This window comes from Umezawaea endophytica, from assembly GCF_025061645.1.
Lineage (GTDB): Bacteria > Actinomycetota > Actinomycetes > Mycobacteriales > Pseudonocardiaceae > Umezawaea > Umezawaea endophytica.
Genome location: NZ_JANYMP010000048.1, coordinates 42,371 through 51,416 on the forward strand (window position 1 = coordinate 42,371; position 9,046 = coordinate 51,416).

9 protein-coding genes are annotated in these 9,046 nt (G+C 68.6%); 5 read left to right on the top strand and 4 right to left on the bottom strand.

All coding sequences use genetic code 11. The annotated features are described in order from the left end of the window. Positions 1–26: 26 nt before the first annotated feature. Together NZH93_RS47645 and NZH93_RS47650 are read left to right on the top strand one after the other, a co-directional pair. Positions 27–1,142, top strand: coding sequence for a sensor histidine kinase (locus NZH93_RS47645; protein WP_259629997.1), 1,116 nt, complete (start codon positions 27–29; stop codon positions 1,140–1,142). Next, positions 1,139–1,768: a response regulator gene (locus tag NZH93_RS47650; protein WP_259629998.1), complete on the top strand. Its 630-nt coding sequence runs from the start codon at positions 1,139–1,141 to the stop codon at positions 1,766–1,768. Before NZH93_RS47645 ends, NZH93_RS47650 begins: the two co-directional genes overlap by 4 nt. A 52-nt stretch (positions 1,769–1,820) precedes the next feature. Here NZH93_RS47650 and arc read toward each other — a convergent pair whose 3' ends face one another. Then, positions 1,821–3,620, bottom strand: a complete 1,800-nt coding sequence (gene arc / locus NZH93_RS47655) for a proteasome ATPase (protein WP_259629999.1) — start codon at positions 3,618–3,620, stop codon at positions 1,821–1,823. Positions 3,621–3,859: 239 nt separating this feature from the next. On the opposite strand from arc, the gene NZH93_RS47660 reads away from it, so the two are divergent. Beyond that, positions 3,860–4,627, top strand: a complete 768-nt coding sequence (locus NZH93_RS47660; RefSeq protein WP_259630000.1) for an Rv0361 family membrane protein — start codon at positions 3,860–3,862, stop codon at positions 4,625–4,627. Between the two features lie 42 nt (positions 4,628–4,669). Here NZH93_RS47660 and NZH93_RS47665 read toward each other — a convergent pair whose 3' ends face one another. Next, positions 4,670–5,497, bottom strand: coding sequence for a tRNA (adenine-N1)-methyltransferase (locus NZH93_RS47665; RefSeq protein ID WP_259630001.1), 828 nt, complete (start codon positions 5,495–5,497; stop codon positions 4,670–4,672). Between the two features lie 81 nt (positions 5,498–5,578). Further along, positions 5,579–5,794, bottom strand: coding sequence for a hypothetical protein (locus NZH93_RS47670; protein ID WP_259630002.1), 216 nt, complete (start codon positions 5,792–5,794; stop codon positions 5,579–5,581). A 145-nt stretch (positions 5,795–5,939) separates the two neighbouring features. On the opposite strand from NZH93_RS47670, the gene NZH93_RS51145 reads away from it, so the two are divergent. After that, positions 5,940–7,073, top strand: coding sequence for a sensor histidine kinase (locus NZH93_RS51145; protein WP_259630003.1), 1,134 nt, complete (start codon positions 5,940–5,942; stop codon positions 7,071–7,073). After that, positions 7,070–7,732: a response regulator gene (locus tag NZH93_RS47680; RefSeq protein ID WP_259630004.1), complete on the top strand. Its 663-nt coding sequence runs from the start codon at positions 7,070–7,072 to the stop codon at positions 7,730–7,732. Before NZH93_RS51145 ends, NZH93_RS47680 begins: the two co-directional genes overlap by 4 nt. Here the strand turns inward: NZH93_RS47680 and NZH93_RS47685 are convergent. Continuing rightward, positions 7,707–8,837, bottom strand: coding sequence for a site-2 protease family protein (locus NZH93_RS47685; protein WP_259630005.1), 1,131 nt, complete (start codon positions 8,835–8,837; stop codon positions 7,707–7,709). The genes NZH93_RS47680 and NZH93_RS47685 overlap by 26 nt on opposite strands. Positions 8,838–9,046: the final 209 nt, after the last annotated feature.

Genomic DNA, 9,046 nt, shown 5'->3' on the forward strand with positions numbered 1-9,046 from the left:
CCGGCACCCGTCGCTACGGTCGACCGGTGACTGCTCCTCCCCGCCTGGTCAAGTGGCTACCGGTCGCCTACACGGTCGCCGTGGACGTGGCCGCCGCCATCACGGCGACCCTCGTCTACTTCACCTTCGTGGAACTGACCCACGGCCCCGTGCCGCTCGGCTACGTCGTGGCCTTCTTCGTGGGAGCGCCACTGGCGGTGCGCCGCAGGTGGCCGCTGGCCGCGTACTCGGTGGTGGTCGTGGCCCAGAACACCGCGACCCTCCTCCACATCACGCTGGAGGTGTACACACCGACCCTGTTCGCCCTGTACCTGGTCGCCGTGGCCCTGCCGAGACGTCGGTCCACCGTCGCCCTGCTGGGCGGTTTGGCCCTGACGGCGGTGTGCGTGACCATCACCGAACCCTGGCCGGACGACCTGGGGATCACCACGTTCGTGTGGCTGCTGATGGTCACCACCTGGGCGCTCGGCTGGACCACGAGGGTCAGGAGGGAGTACGTGGGGAAGAAGGCGGAGGAGGAGGCCGAGCGCGCCCTCACCGAGGAGCGCCTGCGCATCGCCAGGGAGCTGCACGACATCGTCGCCCACAGCCTCACCATGATCACCGTGAAGGCGGGCATCGCGAACCACGTGGCCGACGACCACCCGGCCGAGGCGAAGGAGGCGCTCCAGGTGATCGAGAAGACCAGCAGGGCGACCCTCACGGAGATGCGCCACCTCCTGGGCGTGCTCCGCTCCTCGGACACGCCAGACCTCACCCCCGTGCCCGGTATGTCCGATCTGCCGACCCTGGTGGACCGCGCGGCGATGGCGGGCGTGCCGGTGACCCTGACCACGACGGGCACCACCGCCCTGCCGGACGGCGTCGCGCTGGCCGTCTACCGCATCGTCCAGGAGTCCGTCACCAACGTCGTCAAGCACGCCGCGCCCGCGGAGTGCACGGTCAAGATCACCACCACCGACACCACCGCGACGGTCGAGGTCACCGACAACGGCCGCGGCGAACGCGTCCTGGCGGGCGGCAACGGCCACGGCCTCGCGGGCATGCGCGAGCGCGTGGCCATGTACAACGGCACCTTCACCGCGGGGCCCGACCCGCGGGGCGGCGGCTTCCGCGTGGCGGCAGAACTGCCGTTCGCATGATCAGGGTGCTCATCGCGGACGACCAGGCCCTGCTCAGGGGCAGCTTCCGCCTGCTGGTCGACTCGGCGGCCGACCTCACCACCGTGGGCGAGGCGGCCAACGGCAGGGAAGCGGTGGCCCTGGCCGCGACCACCTCCCCCGACGTGGTCCTGATGGACATCCGGATGCCGGAGATGGACGGCATCGAGGCCACCAGGCGCGTCGCGGACACCACGAGGGTCCTCATCCTCACCACGTTCGACCTCGACGACTACGTCTTCGCGGCGCTGAGGGCGGGGGCGAGCGGCTTCCTGCTGAAGGACACGCCGCCCGCGGAGCTGCTGGCGGCGATCAGGACCATCGCGGCGGGCGAGGCGCTGCTGGCCCCGACGGTCACCAAGCGGCTGATCAGGGAGTTCAGCACCGCACCGCGACGCCAGCCCGCGAGAGCCCTGCCGGGCGTCACCGAGCGGGAGCGGGAGGTGCTGGTCCTGATCGCCAAGGGCCTGTCGAACCAGGAGATCACCGAGCACCTGCACCTCAGCACGGGCACGGTGAAGACCCACATCGGCAGGCTCCTGCACAAGCTCCAGGCGAGGGACCGGGCCCAGCTCGTCATCGCGGCCTACGAGTCCGGCCTGGTCTAGAACACGACGGAGCCCGTCCACCCCCATGGGGATGGACGGGCTCCACTCGTGACTACAGGTACTGCCCGGTGTTCGTGGCGGTGTCGATCGCCCGACCGGACTCGGTGCTCTTCCCGGTGACCAGGGTGCGGATGTACACGATCCGCTCCCCCTTCTTCCCGGAGATCCGCGCCCAGTCGTCCGGGTTGGTCGTGTTCGGCAGGTCCTCGTTCTCCGCGAACTCGTCCACGATCGCGGCGAGCAGGTGCCGAACGGACAAACCAGGCTGCTTCGTGTCCAACAAGGCCTTGATGGCGGCCTTCTTGGCCCGGTCCACGATGTTCTGGATCATCGCGCCGGAGTTGAAGTCCCTGAAGTACAGGACCTCCTTGTCACCGTTGGCGTAGGTGACCTCCAGGAACCGGTTCTCCTCCGACTCCTCGTACATCCGTTCGACCGTGTGCTGCACCATGCCCTCGATGCACGCCTTCGGGTCCCCGCCGAACTCGGCGAGGTCGTCGGCGTGGATCGGCAGGTCCGGCGTCAGGTACTTGTTGAAGATGTCCATCGCGCCCTCGGCGTCCGGACGCTCGATCTTGATCTTCACGTCGAGCCGACCAGGCCTCAGGATCGCCGGGTCGATCATGTCCTCGCGGTTCGAGGCACCGATCACGATGACGTTCTCGAGCCCCTCGACGCCGTCGATCTCCGACAGGAGCTGCGGCACGATGGTCGTCTCCACGTCGGACGACACACCGGAACCGCGGGTGCGGAAGATCGAGTCCATCTCGTCGAAGAACACGATGACGGGCGTGCCCTCGGACGCCTTCTCCCGAGCCCGCTGGAAGATGAGCCGGATGCTCCGCTCGGTCTCGCCGACGAACTTGTTCAGCAGCTCCGGGCCCTTGATGTTGAGGAAGTAGGACTTGGCCTGCTTCCCGGTCTCACCACGGGCCTCGAGCACCTTCTTCGCCAGCGAGTTGGCGACCGCCTTCGCGATCAGGGTCTTGCCGCAACCGGGAGGGCCGTACAGCAGGACGCCCTTCGGCGGCCGGAGCTTGTACTCCCGGAAGAGGTCGGCGTGCAGGAACGGCATCTCCACGGCGTCGCGGATCTGCTCGATCTGACGGCCCAGACCACCGATGTCGGTGTACAGGACGTCCGGCACCTCCTCCAGCACGAGGTCCTCGACCTCGGCCTTCGGCACCCGCTCGTAGGCGAAGCCCGCCTTCGAGTCGACCAGCAGCGAATCGCCGATCTTCAGCGGCGAGTCGATCAGCGGCTGGGCCAGCCAGACGACCCGCTCCTCGTCGGCGTGACCGACGACGAGCGCGCGCTGGACGGAGTTCTCCGGTTCGACGCCCTCGAGGATCTCGCGCAGCGTGCAGACCTCACCGGTCTGCTCGAAGCTGCCGCCCTCGACGACCGTGAGCGCCTCGTTCAGGCGCACCGACTGCCCGCGCACCAGCGTTGGGGACTCCACCGCCGGGGAAACGGACACGCGCATGCGACGGCCTGAGGTGAACACGTCCACCGTGCCGTCTTCGAACTGCTCAAGGAATACGCCGTAGCCGCTGGGCGGTTGGGCCAAGCGGTCGACCTCCTCGCGCAGGGCCAGCAGTTGGCCACGTGCCTCTCGGAGGGTGTCGATGAGCTTCGTGTTGCGCTCGGTCAATTGGCTGACGCGCTCTGACGCCTCGGCCAACCGCTGCTCCAGCAGGCGGACGTGTCGCGGGGACTCCGTCAGCTTGCGGCGCAGCAGCGCGATCTCATCTTCCAGGAACCTGACCTGCGCTGTCAGCTCATCTGAGTTGTTGCCCGTGTTCAGCTCGCCACCCTCATCGGGTTGGCTGCCGGGATGACCGTGCTGCATGTCGGCACCCTCCTCCCGTGTTCGTATCAGCAACGGTACCGGCGATCACCGACAAAAGCGGCTATCTCCAAGGTCATCGAGAGTCGTGTGGCGTCGCCAAGGACACTCCCAAGGGGATGGACTGCTCCATCTCGGTGTCAAGGGGAACCACCTACCCGCTACCGTGCGTCCTGTACTCGTCCACCGGCGTGTTACCGGGCAGTGTCCACGCCACCAGCGGCAAGTTCTAGGAGAACGTGATGTCCGTCCCGCCGCAGCAGCCTGGTCCTTACGGCCAGCAGCCGGACCCGCATGGCCAGCAACCTGGGCAATTCGGCCAACAGCCGGGCTTCGGCCAGCAGCCGGGCGGGTATCCTCCGCCGCCGCAGGGTTTCCCACAGGGTGGACAGCAACCCGGCTACGGGCCTCCTTCCGGCGGTTTTCCACCTCAGCCGTCACAGGGCCAGCCCGGTTACGGCCAGCAGCCCTACGGCACGCAGGGCCAGTACAACCAGCCTCCGTACGGCCAACCGGGTGGTTTCGGCCAACCAGGGGCTCCCGGCCAGCCCTACGGGCCCCCGAAGGGCAAGAGCCCCGTCCTGTGGATCGTCATCGGCGTCGTCGCGCTGCTCCTCGTGGGAGGTGGCGCGGCCTTCTTCCTGCTGAGGGGCGGGTCGGCCCAGGCCACCGCCGACACCCTCGTGACCGAGCTCAACAAGGGCAAGGACATGAACGTCGAGACCCTCAAGTCGCTGAACTGCAAGGCCGACGCGGACAAGATCGCGAAGCTGCCCCAGTCGGTGCCCAGCTCGGCCGGTGACCAGTTCAAGGACATCAAGACCAAGTTCGCGGTGACCGACGTCAAGGAGTCGGGCGACACCGCGACGGGCACGCTCAAGGTGACGTTCGAGAACGTCCCGGACGAGTTCAAGGACTTCATCAAGGACGACACGACCACGATGAAGATGATCAAGGAAGACGGGGACTGGAAGGTCTGCGGGACCTTCAACCCGGACACCGAGAAGTAGGCCGGACCGCCGTGCGGGCGCGCAGCCCGCACGGCGGGCGGTTCAGCCCTTCGAGGGCCTGCGCTGCGGGCGCGGCGGCGTGACGCCGTCGGCCAGGCGGCGGGTGGTGAGCAGGAACGCCGTGTGGGCGATCATCCGGTGCTCCGGCCGCACGGCCAGGCCCACCGTGTGCCACGGGCGGACGAGCGTCTCCCACGACTGCGGCTCGGTCCAGTGCTGCTGCTCGCGCAACGCCTCGCACACCTTGGAGAGCTGCGTCGTGGTCGCCACGTAGACGACCAGCACACCGCCGGGGATCAGGTTCTTCGAGACCGTCTCCAGTTGCTCCCACGGGGAGAGCATGTCCAGCACGACCCGGTCGACCTCACCGGTGTGGGTGGCCAGGTCCGCCACGGTGAGGTGCCAGTTGCCGGGGCGTTCGCCGAAGAACTGCTCGACGTTGCGGATCGCGTGGTCGGCGTGGTCCTGGCGCACCTCGTACGAGATGACGCTGCCCTTCTCCCCCACCGCCCGCAGCAGCGAGCAGGTGAGCGCGCCGGAGCCCGCGCCCGCCTCCAGCACGCGGGCGCCAGGGAAGACGTCGCCGTACATGACGATCTGCGCGGCGTCCTTCGGGTAGATCACCTGCGCGCCGCGCGGCATGGACAGGACGTAGTCCGCCAGCAGCGGCCGCAGGGCCAGGAAGGACGTACCACCGACGGACTGGATCACGGAGCCCTCTGGCTCGCCGATCAGCTTGTCGTGCGGCAGGGCGCCGCGGTGGGTGTGGTACTCCTTGCCCGGTTCGAGCACGATCGTGTAGTGCCGTCCCTTCGGGTCGGTCAACTGCACCCGGTCACCGGGGCGGAACGGGCCACTGGCGGTGCTCACCGCGGGAAACCTCCTGCTACGTGCGGAACTGAACAGCGCACGATGGTCTCAGGGACCGCGATGAGCACCGACACCGGGCGGTCAGGTCCAGCGGATGACGCTCCGGGTGCCGAAGAACGCGAGCAGCCCGCCGACGATCACGAAGGCGATGGCCACGACGAGGCTCATCGGCTCCGGCACGTAGAGCGCGAGGAACCAGCTCTTCGACTGGACGTTCGCGGCGAGGAAGATGATGGGCAGGATGCCCTGCGGGATCAGCATGACGAACCCGAGGACCTGGGCGACGATGGCGAGCATGACTGCCTCCTGGGCTGTCCGGTTGTTCGGTGTGTTGCCATCAGCCTGCTCGGATCGCCGCCCCGTGTAGTCCGTCGGTCGTACCGATGGGGTGTCATCACTTCGTAGGACTCGCGCCGCCGTGACCCTGTGCTGTGATGACCGGGTGCGCCGACTCCCCGACCCAGCCCGCGACGCGATCGTCGCGACCGCGTGCTTCACGGGCGGCGCCCTCCTCTACCGCTTCGACCTCTACGAGCTGTGGGCGGGCCCGTCCGACGTGCCGCTGGGCTGGCGGCTGCTCGTCCTGTCCATCGCCTGCGTCGGCCAACTCCTGCGCACCCGCGCCCCGCTGGCGGGCGCCTTCATCGCCCTCTCGGCGGCCTCCGTGGACGTGGCGCTCGGCCTCAGCGCGCCGGTGGTCATCGTCCTGATGGACCTGCTCCACATGGCCACCCTGCGCGGATCCAAGCGCACCGGCCAGCTCATCATCGGCCTGGTCGTGACCACCGCGATCAGCATCGCGGTCGGCATCGCCCTCACCGTCGACGGCTGGCGCACCGCCGTCGGCTCCGGCCTCCAGATCTTCTCCGTGCTCGTCATGCCGGTCTGGTGGGCGGTCAACCTGCGCCAGCACCGCTCGTACACCGAACAGGTGGCGCGGATCGCCCAACTCGACCGCCGCGCCGCCGTGACGGCCGAGCGGTCCCGCATGGCCCGCGACCTGCACGACGTGATCGCGGGCCACCTGTCGGCCATCGCCATCCAGTCGGAGGCCGTCCTGTCGATGGCCGAACGCGACCCGGAGACGGTGAAGACGGTCCTGAAGTCGGTGCGGGAGAACAGCATCCAGTCCCTGGCCGAGATGCGCACCATGATCGACGTGCTGCGCGCCGACGACGAGGTCCCGGACGAGCCCGCGTCGGCCAGGCTGAGCGAGGTCGGCCGCCTGGTCGACTCCGCGCGGGCGGGCGGGCTGCGGGTCGACCTGACCGGCGAGGCACCGCCCGAACTGCCGGTCGCGGTGGACCTCGCGGCGTACCGGATCATCCAGGAGTCGCTGACGAACGCACTCAAGCACGCGCCGGGCGCGCACGTCGAGGTGGCCTTGGCCGACACCGGTCGACGCCTGGCCGTTACCGTGACCAGCGAGTGGCGCGGACCTTCGACGCCGGGAACCGGGAGTGGGCTGGTGGGCATGGCGGAACGGGCGCAAGCGGTCGGCGGCACGTTCGACGCGGGCCGGGTCGACGACCTGTGGCGCGTCCGCGCCGAACTGCCGCTGGCGGGCACCCCGTGACGACGGTGCTGGTGGCGGACGACCACTCGGCGATCCGCGCGGGCCTGGTCATGATCCTCGGCGGCGGCGAGGGCATCGAGGTCGTCGGCGAGGCGGCCGACGGCGCCACCGCGGTCCGCATGGCCCGCGCGCTGAAACCCGACGTGGTCCTGATGGACATCCGCATGCCCGGCATGGACGGCATCGCCGCCACGCGGGAACTGGTCGGCGACGGCGTGTGCCAGGTGCTCGTGCTGACCACGTTCGACATGGACGAGTACGTGCACGCCTCACTGCGCGCGGGCGCGGCGGGCTTCCTCCTGAAGTCCGTCGAGGCCGCCGCGCTGATCGACGCGGTCCGCCTGGTCGCCGCGGGCGACGGCGTGCTCGCCCCGTCGGTCACCCGCCGCCTGATGCGCGACTTCGCCGCCGTGGCCCCGAGGCAGGTGGAACGACCGAAGCTGCTGGGCCTGCTGACGGAACGCGAGACCGAGGTGCTCACCTGCCTCGGCGAGGGCCTGTCCAACCAGCAGATCGGCAAACGCCTGCACATCAGCGAAACCACGGTGAAGACCCATGTGTCCCGCGTGCTGACCAAACTGGACCTGCGCTCCCGCGTCCAGGCAGCGATCCTCGCGCAGGAAGCGGGCCTAGTCAGCGACGGTCCAACGCGGCCCTGAGATCCTCCCGCCGCAACACCCCGGCAGGCCGCCCTTCCAGGTCCACGACCAGGAACTGCCAAGCAGCAGTCCCCTGAACCCGCTCCACGATCTCCTCACCCGGCTCATCAGCCAGCAGCACGGTCTCCGGCCGAATCGGCTCGGCAGCCTGCTCAGCAGGCGCGTGCGGCGACCGCGAACTCAACCGCCGCGCCAAGTCCTGATCCAACAACCCCACAGCCACCCCATCAGCCCGCACCAACACCACCCCACGCCCAGCCGACGCCGTCAACGCCCCTGACACCGGACTCTCGGCAGGAAGCTGAAGCACCGGCTGCACCAACTCGGCGAGCGTCAGCCCTTCAGGCCAGGTACGCCGCCGCTCGGCAGACATCTCCCCCCGAGCACCAGCGACGACGAACCAGGCAGTCAGAACACAAACTCCAAACCGGACCCAAGCATCCTCATCCCCCTGCAAAATCCCCCACAACGCCCAAGCCACCAACAGCGCCGCAACAACACCACCACCAAGAACAGCCGCCCTGGTCCCCGCAGCACGCCGCCCGGTAACCGCCCAGATCCCCGCCCGCAGAATCCGCCCACCATCCAACGGCAACCCCGGCAACAGGTTGAACACCGCCACAGCCGCATTAGCAAACGCCGTCTGCGCAACAACAAGCCACAACGCCGTACCAGGATCCATCACCACAGCAGCAACCCCAAAAGCCGCCGCCAACCCCACAGACACAGCGGGCCCGGCAACAGCCACCAACCCTTCCTGCCCAGGCCTAGCGGGCGTCCGCATCATCTCCGACACCCCACCGAGCAGGAACAACCGCAACCGCCGAACAGGCAACCCCAACCGAATCGCCGTCAAGCTGTGCCCCAACTCATGGGCCAACACGGACAACCCGAGGAACAACGTGAACGTGCTCGCGATCAGGAACGCGTTGAGAGCAGCAACACCAGGCAGTATCCGCCCGACCAACGGCGTGTAGATCAACACGATCGCCGCGGACCCCAACCACCAAGACGGCGCCAACAACACGGGAACACCGGCAGCGCGAAACAGCAGCACACCGCCATCACGGTCCACCTGCCTACGCCAACTACCCGTCGTGGCCATCCCAGCAGCCTAGGACGAACGGTGTACGACCGCCGTGACACACACCAGCAGAGGCGACCTGACAACCAACGACCCGACCACCCACAAACCGGCGCCCGAACCACCCAACCACCCACGAACCGGCGCCCACACCACCCGACCACCCACAAACCGGCACGCACACCACCCCGACCACCTACGAACCAGGACGCCGCCTACGCAGCGTGGCC

Bases quoted from the DNA above. Each gene is read 5' to 3' on its own strand.
- NZH93_RS47650 (WP_259629998.1), top strand. From the start codon at position 1,139: ATGATCAGGGTGCTCATCGCGGACGACCAGGCCCTGCTCAGGGGCAGC.
- arc (WP_259629999.1), bottom strand. From the start codon at position 3,620: ATGCAGCACGGTCATCCCGGCAGCCAACCCGATGAGGGTGGCGAGCTG.
- NZH93_RS47660 (WP_259630000.1), top strand. From the start codon at position 3,860: ATGTCCGTCCCGCCGCAGCAGCCTGGTCCTTACGGCCAGCAGCCGGAC.
- NZH93_RS47670 (WP_259630002.1), bottom strand. From the start codon at position 5,794: ATGCTCGCCATCGTCGCCCAGGTCCTCGGGTTCGTCATGCTGATCCCG.
- NZH93_RS47685 (WP_259630005.1), bottom strand. From the start codon at position 8,837: ATGGCCACGACGGGTAGTTGGCGTAGGCAGGTGGACCGTGATGGCGGT.